This is a genomic window from Bradyrhizobium macuxiense (genome assembly GCF_007993935.1).
GTDB classification, from domain to species: domain Bacteria; phylum Pseudomonadota; class Alphaproteobacteria; order Rhizobiales; family Xanthobacteraceae; genus Bradyrhizobium; species Bradyrhizobium macuxiense_A.
Genome location: NZ_VITY01000017.1, coordinates 87666 through 106317, shown reverse-complemented (window position 1 = coordinate 106317; position 18652 = coordinate 87666). Strand labels below are relative to the sequence as shown.

Below are 18652 nucleotides of genomic sequence, written 5' to 3'. Positions count from 1 at the left end.
GACTTGCCGCCGGCTGTGCAAGGCAAACCCCAAGGTCGCCCGCAGAGCGATTGCCGCGTCACGGCTCTCGTCCGTCCTTGGGGAAACAGCCGGCTTGATCGCCAATCTTGGAATGACTCTATAGTTGTCATGACAACTATGGTCAAGACGTTTGGTCGACCGGAAGGGCGGAGCGGGAGAGCGTTCAGACCTTGCGCGACGGCGCGGTCAGGATAATTCCCTCATCGATCAGCGCGCGGCAGATCTTCTTCAATACGGTAATCGCCTCGCGCGTTGCGCGGCTGACCGGCCGGCCGCGCGGCAGCGCCAGCACGCGGTCGGCGTGCATCCATGGCAACAGCGCTGCCGACAGCGCTCCGGTAGTCACCTCCTGGTGAATGCCGGAGAACGGCAGCAACGCGTAGCCGAGGCCCGAGGCCACCATGCGCTTCATCGGGGTGCTGTTGTCGACCCGCACCGCGCAGAGCATGGTCGGCGGGAACGGGTTGCGGCTGAGCGGCGCCACGGCGGATGGCAGGGCATCGAACTCCTTGCGGGTCAGCCTGCCGCGCTTCAGCAGCGGATCGCGCGGCGGTCCGATCACGAACACCTGCTCGACGACGAGCATCTCATAGTCGAGGTGATCGTTGGGGGACGGGGTCGTCACGATTGCCAGATCGAGCTCGCCCCGCAACAGGCGTTCGGACAGGTTCTCGGTCAGTCCCTCACTCAACTCGAGCCGTACGCGCGGAAACTGCTTCACGAATGTCTGGGCCAGCGGCGCGTAGATGACATCGCCGAGGCTCGGCGGCGCGCCGATCCGCACCGTACCGCTGGGCTCACGATTTTCCGTGCGCACCTCGGCCTTGATGTCGTCGATCGCGCCGAGCAGCCAGCGCCCGCGCGCGAGCAGCACCTTGCCGGACTCCGTGACGGAGACGCCGCGTGCGCCGCGTTCGAGCAACGCGCCGCCCAGTTCGTCCTCGAGCTCCTTGACGTGGCGGCTGAGCGCCGACTGGGCAACGTTCAGCGTGCTGGCTGCGGCGGCAAAGCCGCCGCGCTCGGCGACGGCGACGAAATAGCGGATCTGTCGCAGGTCCATGATGCCGGCTCCATCTCAAATCGAGATGGAAACCATATCAAACATATTCTTGTGAGATAGCAAAAAGAGAGCAGTCTCCGCTCAACGATCAAACCGAGGAGACACGAGCATGGGCATCGCCAGCGACGAGGCACGCCAGACGTCCGTATTCATCGCCGGCGGCGGGCCGGTCGGCCTTGCGATGTCGCTGCTGCTCGACCGCTTCGGCGTCGACTGCGTGGTGGTCGAGAAGAGCCCGACGACGACGGATCATCCCAAGTCGCGTGGCTGCTGGGTCCGCACCATGGAGATCTTCCGGCAGTGGGGCATCGAGCAGGCGATCCGCGATCGCGGCCTGCAGGACAATTCCGACATGTTCGTGTTCCTCGACAGCATCGCAGGTCACGAGTTCGGCCGCACCCGTCCCGAACCGAATGTCGGTCATACGCCGGCCTGGAAGAGCCTGGTCGCCCAGGACGCGGTCGAGGAAGAGATCCTGCGCGTGGTCGAGAAGTCCAAACACGCCACGGTCCTGTTCAACACGTCCTGCGAATCGTTCGAGGAGACCAACAGCGGCGTCAACGTCACGACCCGTTGCGAGAAGACCGGCGAGGTGACTCATTGGACGGCGACCTATTTGATCGCCGCCGACGGCGCCGGCAGCCAAACCCGGCGCAGCGCCGGGATCGACATGGTCGGGCCGTCGACGCTGGCGGTGATGTCGAACGAATATTGGCGGGCCGATCTGTCGCGGCTGCCTATCGCGCGCGAAGCCGCCGGCTTCATCATCGTCCCTGAAAGGCCCGACCTGCCGCGCGCCGGCATCCTGAACACCAACGGCCGGGATCGCTGGCTGACCGTGACGCAGATCGGCCTGACCAAGGACGATCGCGAGCGGCCGTGGACCGACCAGGAGTTCATCGAGATCGCGCGCGGCCATGTCGGCATTCCGGATCTCGATGTCACGCTTCTGAACCGTTCGATCTGGCGCGTCAGCATGCAGGTCGCCGAGACCTTTCGAAAGGGCCGGGTGTTTCTGGTTGGTGACTGCGCGCACCGGTTTCCGCCGACCGGCGGGTTCGGTCTGAACTCCGGCGTTCAGGATGCGCATAATCTCGCATGGAAACTCGCCTTCGTGCTGAAAGGCCTCGCGGATGAAAAGCTGCTCGACAGCTATTCCAGCGAACGCCGCCCGATCGCGCAGTCCAACGCCAATTTCAGCTACGGCAACCGGCTGCGCTTTGGGCTGACCGACGATGCCGTGCGATCGCGCAATCCGGACCGGATCAAATTCTGGATCAACGACATGGACAATCATCTGCACAGCATCGGCCAGAACCTCGGCCACAATTACGAAGAGGGCGCAGTGATCCCCGACGGCACCGTCGCGAAGGCGTTGAACTCCCGCTACTACACGCCGACCGATCGCCCTGGCGCGCGCTTTCCGCATATGTGGCTCGAGCCGTCGCGCAAGAAATCGACGCTCGACTGGTTCGACAAGGAATTCACCGTCGTCACCGGTCCGCTCGGCAGCGAGTGGCTGGAGGCGGGCAAGCAGGTATCCGAGAAGACCCGCCTGCCGCTCTCGCTGAAGCAGTTGCCGTCAGCCGACCCGGCGGACGGCTTCCAGCTCGGCATGCGCGGCGCCGTGCTGGTGCGCCCCGATGGACATGTGGCGTGGCGGATGCCGTGGCTGCCGTCGGATCCGGCGAAGGAGTTGGCCGGCGCGCTCTCGACGTTGCTGCATTGACGGGGGCTCCGATGCAATCATTCGAATCGAACGGCGTCGTTACAGCATATGAGAAATCCGGACGCGGCGAACCGATCGTGCTGCTGCATGGCGGTGAGGCCGATCACTCGATGTTCGATGGCCTTGCACCGGTGCTGGCGGCGCAGTTCACCGTGATCGCCTACGACCAGCGCGACTCCGGCGCCACCAGGAATCCCCCGTCGTCCTATTCGCTGGCCGATCTGGCCGACGATGCCGCCGCCTTGATCCGAGGGCTCGGCTACGATCGTGCCCATGTCTTCGGAACCTCGCTGGGTGGGCAGATCGCGCAAGTGCTGGCAGCGCGCCATCCCGGCAGCATCGACCGCCTGATCCTGAGCAGCACCTGGAAGGTCAACAGGAGCCCGCTGGACGTCAACGCGGATGCCTTCCGTGCCCTCGCGTCGTACCGCGGCGACACTGCAGGCAACGCACCAAAGATTGCGGAGTTCTTCTTCCCGCCGGCGTACCTGCGCGCCCGGCCCGAGCTGATCGAGATCTTCCGTGGCTCCAGCCGCGACGAGGGCCAGAAGGCGCGCCGCGGCGCGCTGCTCGCGCAACCTGTCGCCGCCGACCTGGCCGGTTTCGATCGCCCGACGCTGCTGCTCGTGGGCGGCGAGGACCGGCTGATCCCGAATGCGGAGACATTCGCACTCGCCCGCGATCTTGCCCACGTCGAAACCAGGACGATCGCAAACGCGGGCCACGTTGCCTCGATCCAGGCCCCCGAGCGGGTGGCGGAGGCGGTGGCGGCATTTCTGAATTCAAAAAAGAAGGCGGCTTGACAACAACAGGGGGAGACCATGGCAGAGCAAACGAACGCGGTGCCGTTCGACGAAGCGCCGGTGACGACGCGCTATTGGCTATCGATCATCATCTTCGCCATCTCCGGCGTGGTCGATTTCTTCGATTTCTTCGTGGTCGGGTTTCTGGTCTCGGTGCTGGCGCCGAAATGGCACCTGACGTTCGGGCAGACCTCGATCATGCTGATGAGCGCCGGGATCGGGGCGATGCTCGGGGCGTTCGCCGCCGGGATCCTCGCCGATCGTTTCGGGCGCAAGCCGCTGGCGGTGGCGGGCGTCATGCTGTGCGGCCTGACCTCGGGCGCGATCGCGTTCATTCCGGAGGACGGCTGGATTGCGTTCGCGGTCCTGCGCTTCTTCGTGGGCTTCGGCCTTGCCGCGGGCGCGGCGGCGGCGGTTCCGGCCATCGTCGAATTCGCTCCGACCCGTCATCGCACGCTGGTCACGAGCCTCGTGGTCGTGCCGGTTGCCTTCGGCGTGCTGTCGGCGTCGGTGACGGCGAGCTTCCTGTTGCCGCTGGTCGGCTGGCGCGGACTGGCGGCGGTCGGCTTCCTGCCGATCATCCTCGGAATTCTGACCATGATCATCATGCCGGAATCGCCGCGCTGGCTGATCAGCAAGGGCTGCGTGCGCGAAGCCCAGGCGAGCATCCGGAAACTCTATCGGGTCGGCGGCGATGAATTCGCGTTGCCCACGCTGCCGCAGGCGAGTTCCGCAACATTTGCCGATATCTTTGCCGAGCAGCGGCGCTTCTGGTTGACGGTGCTGATCTGGTTCGGCGCCAGCACCGCGAACTACGGCGTGTTCCTGTGGGGGCCGACCATCGTCGCGCTGCTGCTTGGCGTCGCGCCGCAGGAGGCGGCCAAGATGTTCATCTATGTCAGCCTCGCCGGCGTCCTCGGCCGAACCGGCTTCGCCTTTCTGGCGCATCGGATCGGCCGCAAGCCGTGTGGCCAACTGATGGGCTATGGCACCGCGGTTTCGCTGGCGCTGGCCGCCTATTTCCACAACGACTTCGCCGGCTCGGTGCCGCTGTTCCTGGTCTTCCTGATCGTCGGCGCCGTGTTCTTCGATGGTGGATTTTCCAACATCGGGCCGTATCCCGCGGAGATCTTTCCGGTTCAGCTGTCGGGACGCGCGGTCGGCCTTGCCCAGCTCTCGAACGGGGTCGGCAAGATCGTCGGGCCGCTGTGTCTTGCATTGATCGCCGGGGCCGACAATCTCGTGCATCCAAGCGCGACCGCCGCGGCGGTGATGCCGGCGTTCTGCTTCCTTGCCGGCGCGGGCCTGTTGATCGGGCTCGCCTTCACGTTCCTTGGCGTCGAGCCGCACGGCCGCCCGGTGGCCTTGTTCGGCGAGAACGCAGGCGCCACACCGAAATCGTTGGCCGCGAAAACCGCAAGCTGAGAAGACGAAGGATCATACCATGGACAACGCGTTCGACACCATCGCAACAACGGCGCCGTTCGATACCGCGAAGCTCGATCGGCTGATGGATGAGGCGCGGCTCGACATCCTGATCGCAACCTCGCGTCACAACGTGCAGTATCTGCTCGGCGGATATCGTTTCTTCTTCTTCGACGTCATGGAGGCGATTGGCACGAGCCGCTATCTGCCGGTGTTCGTCTACCAGAAGGGACGCCCTGAGAACTCCATCTACATCGGCAACCGCATGGAGAAGTTCGAGCAGGAGCTCGGACGGATATGGACGCCGCTTGTCAAGACAGGCAGCTGGGGAACGATCGATGCGATGGCCCTCGCGATCGATCATGTGAGAAGGCTCGGCGGTGCGGCGAGGCGTGTCGGTATCGAGGCGGGCTTCCTGCCGGCCGATGCGAGGGATCATCTCCGTGCTGGATTGAACGATGCCGAATTCCACGAGGCCCATTTCATGCTCGAACGCCTTCGCGCCGTGAAATCTCCTGCCGAACTCGATCTCATCAGGGAGGCTTCCGAACGCGTCGTCGATGCCATGATGGCGACGTTTAGAAGCTGCGCGCCAGGCATGACCAAGAACGATGTCGTCGCCCGCCTGCGCCGTGAGGAGCAGGAGCGCGATCTCGTCTTCGAATACTGCCTGATCGCCGCCGGCAAGAGCCATAACCGCGCGCCGTCGAACCAGCGTCTTGCGGAAGGTGACGTGATTTCGATCGATTCCGGCGGAAACTACCGGGGCTATATCGGCGACCTCAGCCGCATGGGCATCCTGGGTGAGCCCGACAGCGAATTGCGGGAGCTGCTGCAAGAAATCGAGGACATCCAGCAGGTGGCGCGGCGCGCGATCCGGCCGGGCGCCATGGGTGGCGACATCATTGCGGGGGGCGAGGCTGCGGTCAAATCGTCGCCGCATCGCGCGGTGCTCGACTTCACCGCCCACGGCATAGGGCTCGTCAGCCACGAGGCGCCGCGCCTCACCGCAACCGGCCCGGTGCCTTATGCGCCGTATGACGCCGACCGGCCGCTCGAGCGCGGAATGGTGATCTCGATCGAAACCGCGCTGCTGCATCCGGCGCGCGGCTACATCAAGCTCGAGGACACGCTGATCGTCACCGAGTCGGGCTGGGAAGCACCCGGCGACCATGGCCGGGAATGGAATTCATCGCGTCTCATGGCGTGAATCGGTCAGCGCCTGGACGGCATGTTTGGATGGGCCACCGATTGGCTGTGGCGTTGGAGGCGTACGTCGGCCTATTTCGGAATATTAGAAATATATCCCTGAGTTGCCCGACGTGTCAAGTTGCCGGCCGCCACCAGTTGCTTTGCATGGGGTTGTTTTCGATATTTTGGCAACGCCCCCCTGCCGGCGGTCTTTGCTTCACTCGCGCCTCCGGTCATGCGATGCTTCGAGCTGGATGCAGCGGCGGTTCCGTGCCGTCTGCTCGCCAGGTCGGCGCCGACGATGGGCAGGTGCAACCGATAAGGATTGCGTCCCATCGACAGAAGCGACCCGATGACCGCCAACGCGCTCCGCGACTATGCCCAAAGCATCCTGACCGCCCGGGTCTACGACGTGGCGGTCGAGACGCCGCTCGATCCGATGCCGCGGCTCTCGGAACGCTTGTCGCGACGTGTGTTGCTGAAGCGGGAAGACTTCCAGCCGATCTTCTCGTTCAAGCTTCGCGGCGCCTACAACAAGATCGTCAGGCTGCCGGACGCGCAGCGCAGGCTGGGCGTGATCTGTGCGTCGGCGGGCAATCACGCGCAGGGCGTGGCGCTGTCCGCGCGCAAGCTCGGTATTCCCGCGACGATCGTGATGCCGCGGACGACGCCCGCCATCAAGGTCGAAGCCGTCCGCCGTCTGGGCGGCGACGTGGTCCTGCATGGCGACACCTTTGACGATGCGCAAACCAAGGCCAGGGAGATCGAGGTCGCGCGCGGCCTGACCTTCGTGCATCCGTTCGACGATCCTGATGTGATCGCCGGCCAGGGCACCGTCGGGATGGAGATCTTGCGGCAGCATCCCGATCCGATCGAGGCGATCTTCGTGCCGATCGGCGGGGGTGGGCTGGCGGCCGGCGTCGCCGCCTTCGTGAAGTTCCTCAATCCGTCGATCAAGGTCGTCGGTGTGGAGCCGGCAGATGCTGCGTCGATGGCGGCGGCGCTCGCCAAGGGAAGCGTCGTCGCGCTGGATCAGGTCGGACTGTTCGCCGATGGTGTTGCCGTGCGCAAGGTGGGAGCCGAGACATTCCGGCTCTGCCGCGACCTGCTTGACGAGGTCGTCACCGTCGATACCGACGCGATGTGCGCGGCGATCAAGGATGTCTTCGACGACGTGCGATCGGTTGCCGAGCCCTCCGGGGCTTTGGCGCTCGCGGGCCTCAAGGCCTACGCCGAGCGCGGCGCGCTGAGCGACGGCAGCCTGATCGCCGTGAACAGCGGGGCCAATCTGAATTTCGACCGGCTGCGCACCATCGCCGATCGTGCCGAGGTCGGTGAGCATCGCGAGGCCTTGCTTGCGGTCACCGTGCCGGAGAAGCCGGGCAGCTACCGGCGCTTCATCCGCATCCTCGGCTCGCGCGCCATCACCGAGTTCAACTACCGCTTCAACGAGACGACCGCGCCGGCGCAGCTCTTCGTCGGCATCGCGCTGAGCCGCGGCGAGGCCGAGAAGCGGGAGGTCATGGAGTTGCTGCGCCGCGAGGGCTATCCGATCCTGGACTTAAGCGAGAACGAGATGGCCAAGGACCATGTGCGCTACATGGTCGGCGGTCGCGCACCGCTGCTCAGGGACGAAGTGATCTACCGCTTCGAGTTTCCGGAGCGGCCCGGCGCGCTGCTGAAATTCCTCGAAAGCCTGGCGCCCGACTGGAATATCTCGCTGTTCCACTACCGCAACCACGGCGCCGACTACGGACGCATCCTGGCCGGCATCGAGGTCAAGCCGCAGGAGCGCGCCCGGTTCGTCCAGGCGCTGGATACGCTCGGCTATCCCTACTGGAACGAGAGCGAGAATCCGGCGTATCGGCTGTTTCTCTCCGCCGAGCAGGGGTGAAGATCCACTCGCAGTGATTCAAATCCTGCCAACGACCAGCTTGAGCGAGCCGGCAATTCCCGTCGCGATCACAAGGATCACCGCCATCCCGATCATGCCGGCGTTGAACGAACCTGTCGCGTCCTTCAGGAAGCCGACCATGTAGGGACCGACGAAGCCGCCGAATGCACCGACGGAATTGATGAACGCGATGCCGCCGGCGGCTGCGGCGCCGGTCAGGAAGCTCTGCGGGATGGTGTAGAACACCGTTCGCGCCGAAATGGTGCCGACCAGCGCCAGCGTCAGGCAGGCGAGCGCCGGAACGAGCGAGCCGAAGACAACCGAGAGCGCAAGGCCAAGGGCGCCGAGGATCAGCGCGGCCATGAGATTGTAGATCTTCTGGCCGTTGCGATCGACGAGACGCGCCCAGAACAGCATGCCGATCGTCGCGAACAAATAGGGGATCGCCGAGAGCCAACCGACCTGCATGTTGCTCAAGCCGTGGCTCTTCAGGATCAATGGCAGCCAGATGCCGATGCCGTAGGAGCCGATCGTGAAGGCGAAGGTGATCGCGGTGAGCATCAGCACACGGATATCCTGCATGGCGGCCCACAGATCCTTTTTGGGCTTGTCGTGCTTGTTGCCGGCGAGCGCGGCGAGAAGCGCGTGCTGCTCCTCAGGCGTGAGCCAGCGGGCTTGCTCGGGCGTGTCGGCGAGCAGCCCGAGACAGAGAATTCCGAGCAGGCAAGCCGGAAGACCTTCGAGCAGGAACATCCATTGCCAGCCTGCGAGCCCCCAGAATCCGTCCATGCCGAGCAGGGCCGCCGAGATCGGGCTGCCGAGCAGCGAGGAGAGCGGCGTTGCGGCCATGAACAGGGCAAGCACGCCGGTCCGGTGCTTCTCCGGAAACCAGATCGAGAGGTACCAGATCACGCCCGGAAAGAAGCCGGCCTCGAACACGCCGAGCAGAAAGCGGATCGCGTAAAAGCTGTAGGGTCCGACTGCGAAGGCGGTCGCCGCGGCCGCCAGGCCCCAGGTGATCATGATGCGGGCGAGCCAGCGCCGGGCCCCGAACCGGTACATCATCATGTTGCTGGGGACTTCCAGCAGGCAGTAGCTGAAGAACAGGATGCCGGCGCCCCAGCCGAATTGCGTGGCGCTCAGGCCGATAGCCTTGTTCATTTGCAGCGCAGCAAAGCCGACGCTGGTGCGGTCGAGATAGTTGAAGAGATAGGCGAGGCCGAGCAGCGGGACCAGGCGCCAGGTGTTTTTGGAAAGGGCGCTCGCGAGCAACCCTGCGTCCGGATGGTCTTCCGTCGACGATCCGTTAGCCGAGATCTCGGTCATCCGCTGATCCTCCCCTGCATTCCCGGCCGGTTACCCTGACGGGTACCGGCTGTGTTAGGGTCAGGGATGCCAGAAAGAGCGGACAGCGGTCCAATCGCTAATGTTCAGGAATCGATAACCGGGAGGAAGAGGTGGACCTTCGCGACCTCACCTATTTCGAGGTGATTGCCGATCTCGGGCATATGGGCCGGGCCGCGGACAAGCTCGGCCGCACGCAGCCCGCGCTGACCAAATGCATTCAGCGCCTCGAGGAAGCCGTGGGTGCCGACCTGTTCGAGCGGACCGGGCGCGGGATCACCCTCACGCGCGTCGGTGAAGTGCTGCTGGCACGTGCCCGGCGGATGCGCGAGGCGATGGAGGAGTCGCTGCGCGAGGTTACCGATTTCGCCGCCGGTGCGGCCGGTCGCGTCAGCATCGGCTGCGGTGCGACGATGGGCGAATACCTGCTGCCGCAGATTTGCCGCGCCATCATCGCCGATGCGCCGGGCCTCGCGATCGAGGTGCAGATCGGAATGAGCGGCGTGGTCAGAGCGGCGCTGCGCGAGCGCACCCTCGATCTTGCGATCGGCCCGATCCTTCCATCCGACGAGCAGGAGTTCAGCCACGAGGCGTTCGGCATGGACGACGTCGTCGTCGTCGCGGCAAAGGACCATCCGCTGTGCGGCAAGCGGCTCACCATCGAGGACCTCGTCGCCGCGAAATGGGTGCTGCCGGCCCGCACCGTCGCGATGCGGCAATGGCTCGACAACGTCTTCGAAGCGCATGGTCTTGCGCCGCCGACGGTCCAGATCGAGACCAATTCGATCACGACGCTGCCCAAGCTGATTGCCGACACGGCGTTGCTCAGCTTCACGTCCACGCGGAACCTGCATCCGCTTCGGTTGGGCAGCCAGCTCGACCGCCTGATGATTGACACCACCACGATGCGAAGGCCGCTCGGCTTCGTCACCCGCCGCGATGGCTATTTGTCGCCGGCCGCGCAGCGGGTGGTGAGCCTGCTCAAATCCAGAGGGCGTGACTTCCTCGAACAGGTCACGCTGCCCGGCATGACGGACGCCGCAACCACCATCCCGGCCATCGTGGTCAGCCGGGCCGAGCGAGCCCATAAACGCGTGCGGCAGTCCCACTGAACAGGTTCGCGCGATCGCTCTCGCTGGCATGGCGCGTCAGGCGCTTGAACGCATTCCACACCGATCCATAGCCATAGGAGCCCTTGTCGACCGGAAAGTTGCTTTCGAACATGCACCGTTGTGCGCCGAATGCCTCGATGCAGGCTTCGATATAGGGCCGCCAGGCCTCTGCAAGGACTTCCGACGCCGGCGGGGCGTCGCGTGTCTCGAAACCGAATCCATTGATGCGCATGCCAAGGCCGCCGAGCTTGACGCAGACATTCTCGCATCTTGCGAGCTCACGGATCGCGCGCGTCCATTCGATGAAGATGTCATCGCGCCGATCCTTGTACGCGCCGATGCCCACGATCCCGCCGAGATGGTCGAGCACAACAGTGGTGTGCGGAAACGCACGCGCGAGCTCGGTCAGCTCAGGAATTTGCGGGTGGAACAGCCATGCGTCGAACACGAGTCCCAAAGGGGCCAGCCGCGCAAACCCGGCGCGAAACTCGGCGTCGCGGAGCAGGCCGGGCGGACCTGCACTCAGCGGATTCATCAGGCTTCGATCCGCATCCCACACCGAGATATGCCGGACGCCGCGAAACCGGTCCGGCGCGGCGGCGATGTGGGCCTCCAGCACCGGCGTTACATCGTCTCCGAGACGTAAGTCCGCGTGCCCGACGATCCCGGCGCAAAGCTGCCGCGGTCCGTAATTGCCGCTCGCGCTCATGGCCGCGATGCCATTGACGAACTCGGTTTCGCCGACGACGCGCATCGCGGCCGGTCCGTCGGCGCGGTACATCGCCTGGCACTGCATGAAGACGCTCGCCATGACGTTGTGGCCGCTGCCGGTGATATCGGCGAGGTACTCGTCGAACAGATATCGCCAGCCTTGCCGGTCCCAGAGATGATGGTGGGCGTCGATGATCGGCAGCTCGGGTTCGAGCGCCGCCTCAACGCCGCGCGCAAGCCAGTCCGGCCGCACGGCAAGATAGTTGCCGCCTCCGCCCGGCGACGCGATCACTTGGCGAAATCCCGTGGACCCGGTCCGGTGTAGCGATAGGGGATGCCGGGCGGCATCGGTCCCTTGATCCGGCCGCCTTGCTGCGATTGCTCCCAGGCATGTGCAAGGATGCCGACGGACCGCGAGAGGATGAACAGGCCGCGGCCCAGCGCAGGCGAAAAGCCCAGCTCCGAATAGATGACCGCGGTCGCACCGTCGATGTTCATGGGAATCTTGCGGCCCTTGCGCTGCTGCATCTCGGCCTCGACGCCGCGGCCGATCTCGGCGAACCGTCCGGACACCACGTTGTCCCTGCGGGCCGCGTCGACCAGTTCGAGCAGCCGTGGCGAGCGCGGATCGATCGGATGAAAGCGGTGCCCGAAACCGGGCACGATCTTTCCATTTGCCGCGGCGAAATCGTCGAGGCCCTGCTGGATGGCTGCCTTCAACTCAATGCCCGCGTCCTGGCGACGCGCGATATCGGCGTACAGCTCCATGCATTGCTCACCGGCGCCGCCGTGAATGTCGTCCAGCACGTTGATGGCCGAGGCCATCGCGCCGTTCAGGGGAAGGCCACAGGTCACGGCCATCCGTCCGATCGCGATCGACGGCGCCTGGGGACCGTGATCCACGGCGGAGACCAGCGCAGCCTCCAGCAGCGCGCCTTGCTCTGCCGATGGGAGATCACCCTTCAGCATCAGCCAGATCATTTGCGGGAACGAGACCCGGCCGATCAATTGCTCGATCGGGAAGCCGCGAAACCGGATCACGCCCGGCTTCATGTCGATGATGTCGGTCGACCACCATTGGGTGGCCTTTTGCAGCAGGTCTGCGGAGCCTTGATCGGTCATGGCATCTGTCCTCGATTGCGTCTTAAGTGCTTGACGTCTCGGCGCGCGCCTTCAGGTCCGGCATCTTGACGGTCTCCTTCACGGTCGGCCGGTTGTCGAAGGCGACGACGCCGCGCTCGCCGAGCGCTCGGATCTCGTCGCGTGTGAAGCCGAGCTGTCCGAGCCATTTCTCGGTGTCCTGACCGAGGCTCGGCGGCGGCGATGGTTCCGGATAGTCGGTCTCGAGCCGGAAGCCCGGGCGGGTGACCCGCATCGTCTGGCCGCCGGAGACCTCAGCCTTCAGGCTCTCGACGAACTTACGGCCGACGATCTGCGCCTCGTTCAGCACCTGCGGCACGCTCAGAACGCATCCGGCCGGCACGCCCTTGGCGTTGAACAGCGTTTCCCATTCGGCGGCAGACTTGGCGGCGAGAGCGACCTCGAGCTCGCGCTTCAAGGCGACGCGGTAATCCTTGCGTGACTGCCGCTCGCGAAACAGCGGATCGGTCTTCAGCTCCGGCCTTCCGACGATGTCGCAAAGCGCTTCGAACTGCTTCTGTTCGTTGGCCGCAATGTTGAGCGGTCCGCAGCCCGTCGCGAACGTGCCGGAGGGAGCCGCCGTGAAATTCTCGTTGCCGATCGGCTGCGGATCGACATTGCCGTTGAGGTGGTTGGATACGACCCAACCCATCGCGGCCAGAGTCGATTCGAGCAGCGAGACGTCGATCTTCCGTCCGCGCCCGGTCTGTCGCTGTTCGACGAGGGCGGCCGTGATCGCAAAGGATGCGGTGAGGCCCGCAATGGTGTCGGCGATCGGAAAGCCGGTGCGCAGCGGTGCGGTTTCGGCATCGCCGGTGACGCTCATGACGCCGGAAAGCCCTTGAACGATCTGATCGTAGGCCGGCCGACCGGCCCATGGGCCGTCCTGGCCGAAGCCCGAGATCGCGCAATAGATGATGCGCGGGTTGCGCTTGGCGAGCACCTCATAGCCGAGCCCCAGCCGCTCCATGACCTTCGGCCGGAAATTCTCCAGCACCACGTCGGCGGTTTCGACGAGGCGCAGGAAGATCTCCTTGCCTTCGTCGGCCTTGAAATCGATCGCGACGGACTGCTTGTCCGCGTTCACGGCGACGAACGACAGGCCCATCAGGTTCTTCGCCATCGCCGGATCGGCGCCGAGCCGCCGCGCGAGATCGCCGCCCTTTGGATTTTCGACCTTGATGACCTCGGCGCCGAGGCGTGCGAGCTGATAGCCGCAGAACGGCCCGGCAAGCACGTTCGAAAGGTCGAGGGTACGAATGCCGGCGAGGGGCAGTGTCATAGGTGTTCTCCGGATGATGCTTGATTGATCAGACCAGCCCGAGCCAGTGCCACCAGGTCGCGGCGCACAGGGCATAGAGCAGGCAGGCGGCGATGCAGACGATGACGCCGACCCGCGGGAAATCCTCGACGCGCAGCCGGCCGGTGCCGTAGACGAGGATGTTCGGCAGCGTGTTGTAGAACATCAGCAGCGGGTAGCCGCCGATGATCATGCCGGCCGGCAGCGCCAGCGCGACCGGATTGACGCCCGCGGTCGTTGCCATCGCCAGGATGATCGGCAACAGCGCAGTCGCCATGGCGGTCGTGCCGACGAACATGATGTGCATGAATTGCACGATGAACATCACGACCACGATGACGACCAGCGCCGATGCACCGGCGAGGCCAAGCGCATGGAAGATCGAATTCGCCAGCCAATTCGCGGCGCCGGTCTTGAGAAGGATATCGCCGAGCGACACGCCGCCGCCGGCAATCAGCAGCACCTGCCAGGACACACCCTTGTTGGCATCGCTCCAGTCGATCACGCCGAAGCGCGGCAGGAACAGCAGGCAGGCTCCCATCAGGCACACCACAGTGGTGTCGAGCCCGGTCAGACCTTGCGTCGCCCACAGGCAGGTCACCAGCACGAACACCGCCAGGGCGCGCCATTCGGCTGACGACATCCGTCCCATCGCGGCGAGATTCTGCGAGATGCGGGCGTCGGCCTGGTCATGGCCGGCCTTGAACTCCGGCGGAAAGACGCGCTGGATGACCCACCAGGTGAACATGGTCATCACCAGCGCCGGCGGGAATCCGTAGAGCAGCCATTCGGCATAGGTGATGGTGTGGCCGCTCATCTTGGCGACGAACTCGACCGTGACGGGATTTGGCACCGTCGCCGTCAACACGCCGGCACCGATCGTCGCGTTGGTCATCGTGAGGGTCAGGAGCAGATTGATGGCGAATGGCGAGCGGGCTGTCGCACCGAAGATCGTCAAGATGCTAAGGCATTCCGGCAGCAGGATTGCCGTGCGTGCGGTCGACGACGGAACGAGAAAGGCGAGCGCAATATTGACCAGCGTCACGCCGAGCGTGATCCGCGTCGGCGCGCTGCCGAACCGCGCCAGGATGATGTAGGTGATGCGCTCGGCAAGCCGGGTCTTCACCATGGCGGTCGCGAGGATGAAGGCGCCGACGATCAGATATACGGGCGAGGCGGCAAAGCCCTCGAGCGCGGTTCGAAGCGGCGCCGTTCCGCTCAGCACCGCGAGCGGCACCACCATCAGGCTGGCGATCGCCAATGGGATCGCCTCGGTCAGATAGAGCACGAAGATGCCGCCAAACAGCGCCAGTGCCTTGTGTCCCTGCAAGGACAGCGTCTCCGGGGTCGGGCTGAACCAGATGGCGGTGGCGACGACAAGGGCGACGGGAACGCCGATTGCCTTCAGCGTGGCCTCCAGCGATCGCGGCGCGCCTTCGCTGGTCTCCGCGTGAGCGTGAGATGACACGTGTTTTCTCCCTGTCGAAGCATGCGGCGATGGATCGGTGCCATCACGGATTTGGAGGCCATGCTTCGCGGTGGGAGTAGCCTGCGGGTCGAACCAGCGTCCAATTGCAAGTTTTCAGGAGACGATAACCGGCGGGAATGTGCGTGGCCGGCGAGGCCGCCGCCCTTGCAATCAGGCGCCTGGTTGCGGCGACGTCAGCCTGACGGACGACGTTAGCCGGTGGATCAGCGATCGGCAGTGAGCTGCCGGCGATAGCGCTCGGCGTCCCAGTTCAGCAGCGCATGCTCATTCTCCGCCGTCAGGTAGTTGACCCGTGCAGTCAGGGGCAATCGGCAGGTGACCAGCGCGAGACAGCTCAGCATGGCTTCGGCGCCGTCGCTCGCGTCCTCGCGGATGAGGCTGCCGACATCCGGAATGAGAAGCGCAACCGGCGGCGGCAAGCCGTTCGCGATGATTTGCGCGGTCATGACGCTCAGACTCTCGTGATGCTCCAGGACCGGCAGGGCAGGGCCTAGGAAGACGACGTGATCAGGATAGAGCGAGCCGCCGGTCGCGATCGCGCGGCTGTAGCGGTCGGTGGCAACGTCGTGGCTGCGCGGATCTCGCGGCAGGCGATAGGTCGTGCCGACGCTGATGGTCCGGAGCGCGCCATGATCCGCAGCCGGCGCGCGACGCTGCTCCAGTGCGAGGCGTTGCTCGACCTCGGCGACCAAAGCCTCCGCCGCGTCGCAGGTGGCGGCGCCGACCACCAGGCCGTGATTGCCGAGGATCAGGACGTCGACGGCATCCTGCGCGATCGCCTCGCTGACCGCGCGCGCCAGCGGCAGCCCCGGATGATGATAGTCGAGATAGCGCCAGGCCAGGCCGTCCAGTCGCCGGGCAAACTCGTCGCGGGCGTCGGTGCGCACCGCCCATGCGATGGTGTTGACCGAATGGACATGCAGCACGATCCGGTGCGGCATCAATGCATGCAGCGAGGTCTCGATCGAGGCGCGCAGCGTCGTTCCGGCATTCGGCACGAGCGGCACGCGCTCGTCGCCCTGGGTCAGCGCCGCGCGCGCCGCCGACAATGCGACCGGCACGAAAATGTCCTTGTCCTCGGCATCGGCGAGCCAGGTGCCTGACGCCTTGACCCACAGCACGTCACCATCCTTGACCGACGAATTGCCGCCGGCGCCTTGCACCAGCAGGATATTCCGACCGACGCGTGCCGACATGCGGCGCAGTTCGTTCAGCGTTTGAGGCGGTCGCATCTCGGCTCTCACCAGGTCAGATGGTCCATGGTCCAATGCGGCATCCGCGCCGCTGCGCCGGCGGCGGTCTTGACCGCCTGCGGCAGATCGCGCGCCTGCGCAAGCGTCGCGCGGTGTGCGCCGGAGCCGATCAAGAGGGTCAGCATGCCGGCGGCGCGGCCACCGGCGATATCGTGATCGAGGGAGTCGCCGATCACGAGGATCCGTTCCGGCGGTGGGTGTCCCAGTTGATCGCGCGCGGCGGCGAACATCGGCGGATACGGTTTGCCGACGAACAGCACGGTGCCGCCGAGCGATTGGTAGAATGCGGCGAGCGCGCCGGGCGCAGGGATCAGGCCCGCGGCGCCGAACATCACGAGGTCGGGATTGGCGCACAGCATCGGCAGTTGCCGCGCGGCGGCCGCCGTCAGCAGCGTACGCCAGCGTTCTGGCTCGGCCGTATCATCGTCAAGGCCGCCGAGCAGGACGAAATCGGCCTCGTACACGGTCGAAGCGACAGTGAGGCCGGTGCCGTCGACGATCGAGCGGTCGCCGTCGCGCGAGATCAGGAAGCAGGCGGGTCCGAGCTCGGCGAAGGGCGCCTGCTCGCGCGCATGCAGGCCGCGCCAGGTGACCTCGCCCGATGACAACACGCCATCATACGCCTCCGGCGGCAGGCCGAGCGTGGCGAGGCGCCGCTGGTTGCTACCGGCGCGCTTGCCGGAATTGGAGAGGATCAGGATCCGCTTGCCGGCCTCGCGCAACCGCGCCACGCAGTCCAGCGCCGCAGGGAACACCGCCAATCCTTCGTGCAGCGTGCCCCACTGGTCGAGCAGCACATGATCGAAGCGGTCGGCGATGAGGTGAAGGCCGGCGATCGCGGTCGCATCGGCCTTCATGGCGGACCTCCGTTCAGCGCCAGCAGAGCGGCGCCGTAGCTGGCTTCGGTCTGCTCGGCGACCGAGACCGGAACTCCGAGCACGCGATGTCTGATCCTGGTCCATGCATCGTTCTTCGCGCCGCCGCCGATCCCGATGACGCGGCGCAGGCGCGGTGCGCCGAGCCGCGCGAGCTGCCGGTAGGCGAGGGCTTCGACCGAGGCGATGCCTTCGAGCAGGCCCTGGAAGAAGCGGCAATCTTCCGCCGGGCGCGGCGTGATCCGCGCGGCCAGCCCGGGATCCGCGATCGGGAAGCGCTCGCCGGGCTTTGGCAGCGGATAGTAGTCGAGCCCGGTCGGTGCATCAGGCTCCACCTGCGGTGTCAGCCGCTCCATCTCGTCGGCGGTGAAATGCAGCAGCAGTGCGGCGCCGCCGGAGTTCGAGGCGCCGCCGGCGAGCCAGCGTTCGCCGAGCCGGTGCGAATAGACGCCCTGATCGGCCGCGAAGATCGGTTGGGTCGCGAGTTGCTTCACCACCAGCGTGGTGCCGAGCGAGGTGACGGCGTCGCCCGGCTGGTCGGCCCGCGTCGCGATGAAGGCCGCAACGCCATCGGTGGTGCCCGCCGCGACGTGCGCCGTGGCGGGCAGCCCGAGCGAGCGCGCGATCTGCGGATCCATCTCGGAAAATGGCGTTCCCGGCACCAGCACTTCGGGAAGCAGATCGTCGCGCACGCCGAGCTGATCGAGCCAGGACGGCCAAGCGCGCGCGACCGGGTCGTAGCCGAGCTTCAGCGCGTTGTTCTCATCGCTGATGCCATGATGGTTCGCGAGCCGTCCCGCGATCCAGTCTGCCTGGTGCACCGCGTGGCGCGCATCGCCGACATAGCCGTCGTTCTGCAGATAGAGCAGCTTGGCGAGCGCGCTGCTCGCGCCATGCGCGCCGCTTTCAAGCGGTGCGATCGCCGCCACGCGCGCGGCCTCATGCGTGGCGCGCGCGTCGTTGTACATCAGCCCCGGCGAGCAGGGGCGGCCGGCCGCGTCAACCAGCAGCAGCGTGCCTGATGTTCCGTCGACGACGATGCGCGTGACATCGCCAAGAGGAACAGTCTCGCCGAGCTTGCGGATCGCGGCGATCGCGGCCTGCCACCAGAGTTCCGGTGTCTGGTCGATGGCGTTGCCGTCGACGCGCGGCGCAGGCAGCGCGATCGAAGCGAAGCCGCGAATGCCGGCCTGCGGATCGATTGCACAGGCGCGGACGCCGCCGGTTCCGACATCGATGCCGAGATACAAACCTCCCATCCGACTTCACCGCTCTCTCGTGCCCGCGCGTCGACGTTGGTTGCGC

The 18652-nt window shown here is 65.7% G+C and carries 15 protein-coding genes; 6 read left to right on the top strand and 9 right to left on the bottom strand.

Annotated features, from left to right (window positions below; genetic code table 11):
• Window positions 1–184 precede the first annotated feature (184 nt).
• Entirely contained in the window at window positions 185–1081 is an 897-nt protein-coding gene (locus FBZ93_RS34390; protein WP_146991855.1) for a LysR family transcriptional regulator, read from the bottom strand.
• Window positions 1082–1190: 109 nt separating this feature from the next.
• On the opposite strand from FBZ93_RS34390, the gene FBZ93_RS34385 reads away from it, so the two are divergent.
• The 5 genes from FBZ93_RS34385 to ilvA all read left to right on the top strand — a co-directional run bounded on the left by FBZ93_RS34385 (window position 1191) and on the right by ilvA (window position 8123).
• Window positions 1191–2810: an FAD-dependent monooxygenase gene (locus FBZ93_RS34385; RefSeq protein ID WP_146991854.1), complete on the top strand. Its 1620-nt coding sequence runs from the start codon at window positions 1191–1193 to the stop codon at window positions 2808–2810.
• Window positions 2811–2887: 77 nt separating this feature from the next.
• Window positions 2888–3613 carry an alpha/beta fold hydrolase gene (locus tag FBZ93_RS34380; RefSeq protein WP_167529341.1) on the top strand — a complete coding sequence of 242 codons (726 nt, stop codon included), beginning with the start codon at window positions 2888–2890 and terminating at the stop codon, window positions 3611–3613.
• Between the two features lie 18 nt (window positions 3614–3631).
• The gene (locus FBZ93_RS34375; protein ID WP_146991852.1) at window positions 3632–5038 is read left to right on the top strand and encodes an MFS transporter; all 1407 of its coding nucleotides are present in this window, start codon (window positions 3632–3634) and stop codon (window positions 5036–5038) included.
• A 19-nt stretch (window positions 5039–5057) separates the two neighbouring features.
• Window positions 5058–6248 carry a M24 family metallopeptidase gene (locus FBZ93_RS34370; RefSeq protein ID WP_146991851.1) on the top strand — a complete coding sequence of 397 codons (1191 nt, stop codon included), beginning with the start codon at window positions 5058–5060 and terminating at the stop codon, window positions 6246–6248.
• 333 nt (window positions 6249–6581) lie between these two features.
• Window positions 6582–8123, top strand: a complete 1542-nt coding sequence (ilvA, locus tag FBZ93_RS34365) for a threonine ammonia-lyase, biosynthetic (protein WP_146991850.1) — start codon at window positions 6582–6584, stop codon at window positions 8121–8123.
• 18 nt (window positions 8124–8141) lie between these two features.
• On the opposite strand, the gene FBZ93_RS34360 is transcribed toward ilvA, so the two are convergent.
• Window positions 8142–9449, bottom strand: a complete 1308-nt coding sequence (locus tag FBZ93_RS34360; protein WP_146991849.1) for an MFS transporter — start codon at window positions 9447–9449, stop codon at window positions 8142–8144.
• Between the two features lie 131 nt (window positions 9450–9580).
• Here FBZ93_RS34360 and FBZ93_RS34355 point away from each other — a divergent pair, with 131 nt between their 5' ends.
• Complete coding sequence (locus FBZ93_RS34355; RefSeq protein WP_146991848.1) at window positions 9581–10579, top strand: LysR family transcriptional regulator; 999 nt, start codon at window positions 9581–9583, stop codon at window positions 10577–10579.
• Here the strand turns inward: FBZ93_RS34355 and FBZ93_RS34350 are convergent.
• The 7 genes from FBZ93_RS34350 to FBZ93_RS34320 form a co-directional block, all read right to left on the bottom strand.
• A complete protein-coding gene (locus FBZ93_RS34350) occupies window positions 10533–11582 on the bottom strand; it encodes an amidohydrolase family protein (protein ID WP_208764097.1) in 1050 nt (349 codons plus the stop codon). The two genes, FBZ93_RS34355 and FBZ93_RS34350, sit on opposite strands and share 47 nt — an antisense overlap.
• Entirely contained in the window at window positions 11579–12412 is an 834-nt protein-coding gene (locus FBZ93_RS34345; RefSeq protein WP_146991847.1) for a citryl-CoA lyase, read from the bottom strand. Before FBZ93_RS34345 ends, FBZ93_RS34350 begins: the two co-directional genes overlap by 4 nt.
• Before the next feature lie 22 nt (window positions 12413–12434).
• Window positions 12435–13712, bottom strand: coding sequence for a CaiB/BaiF CoA transferase family protein (locus FBZ93_RS34340; protein ID WP_146991846.1), 1278 nt, complete (start codon window positions 13710–13712; stop codon window positions 12435–12437).
• A 28-nt stretch (window positions 13713–13740) separates the two neighbouring features.
• A complete protein-coding gene (locus tag FBZ93_RS34335; protein WP_146991845.1) occupies window positions 13741–15198 on the bottom strand; it encodes an SLC13 family permease in 1458 nt (485 codons plus the stop codon).
• Between the two features lie 224 nt (window positions 15199–15422).
• Window positions 15423–16451: a class II aldolase/adducin family protein gene (locus FBZ93_RS34330; RefSeq protein WP_146991844.1), complete on the bottom strand. Its 1029-nt coding sequence runs from the start codon at window positions 16449–16451 to the stop codon at window positions 15423–15425.
• Between the two features lie 8 nt (window positions 16452–16459).
• The gene (locus FBZ93_RS34325) at window positions 16460–17329 is read right to left on the bottom strand and encodes a TIGR01459 family HAD-type hydrolase (RefSeq protein ID WP_146991843.1); all 870 of its coding nucleotides are present in this window, start codon (window positions 17327–17329) and stop codon (window positions 16460–16462) included.
• Entirely contained in the window at window positions 17326–18606 is a 1281-nt protein-coding gene (locus tag FBZ93_RS34320) for an FGGY-family carbohydrate kinase (protein WP_146991842.1), read from the bottom strand. The genes FBZ93_RS34325 and FBZ93_RS34320 overlap by 4 nt, the downstream gene beginning before the upstream one ends.
• Window positions 18607–18652: the final 46 nt, after the last annotated feature.

Bases quoted from the DNA above. Each gene is read 5' to 3' on its own strand.
- FBZ93_RS34390 (WP_146991855.1), bottom strand. From the start codon at position 1,081: ATGGACCTGCGACAGATCCGCTATTTCGTCGCCGTCGCCGAGCGCGGC.
- FBZ93_RS34385 (WP_146991854.1), top strand. From the start codon at position 1,191: ATGGGCATCGCCAGCGACGAGGCACGCCAGACGTCCGTATTCATCGCC.
- FBZ93_RS34375 (WP_146991852.1), top strand. From the start codon at position 3,632: ATGGCAGAGCAAACGAACGCGGTGCCGTTCGACGAAGCGCCGGTGACG.
- FBZ93_RS34370 (WP_146991851.1), top strand. From the start codon at position 5,058: ATGGACAACGCGTTCGACACCATCGCAACAACGGCGCCGTTCGATACC.
- ilvA (WP_146991850.1), top strand. From the start codon at position 6,582: ATGACCGCCAACGCGCTCCGCGACTATGCCCAAAGCATCCTGACCGCC.
- FBZ93_RS34360 (WP_146991849.1), bottom strand. From the start codon at position 9,449: ATGACCGAGATCTCGGCTAACGGATCGTCGACGGAAGACCATCCGGAC.
- FBZ93_RS34345 (WP_146991847.1), bottom strand. From the start codon at position 12,412: ATGACCGATCAAGGCTCCGCAGACCTGCTGCAAAAGGCCACCCAATGG.
- FBZ93_RS34340 (WP_146991846.1), bottom strand. From the start codon at position 13,712: ATGACACTGCCCCTCGCCGGCATTCGTACCCTCGACCTTTCGAACGTG.
- FBZ93_RS34330 (WP_146991844.1), bottom strand. From the start codon at position 16,451: ATGCGACCGCCTCAAACGCTGAACGAACTGCGCCGCATGTCGGCACGC.
- FBZ93_RS34325 (WP_146991843.1), bottom strand. From the start codon at position 17,329: ATGAAGGCCGATGCGACCGCGATCGCCGGCCTTCACCTCATCGCCGAC.
- FBZ93_RS34320 (WP_146991842.1), bottom strand. From the start codon at position 18,606: ATGGGAGGTTTGTATCTCGGCATCGATGTCGGAACCGGCGGCGTCCGC.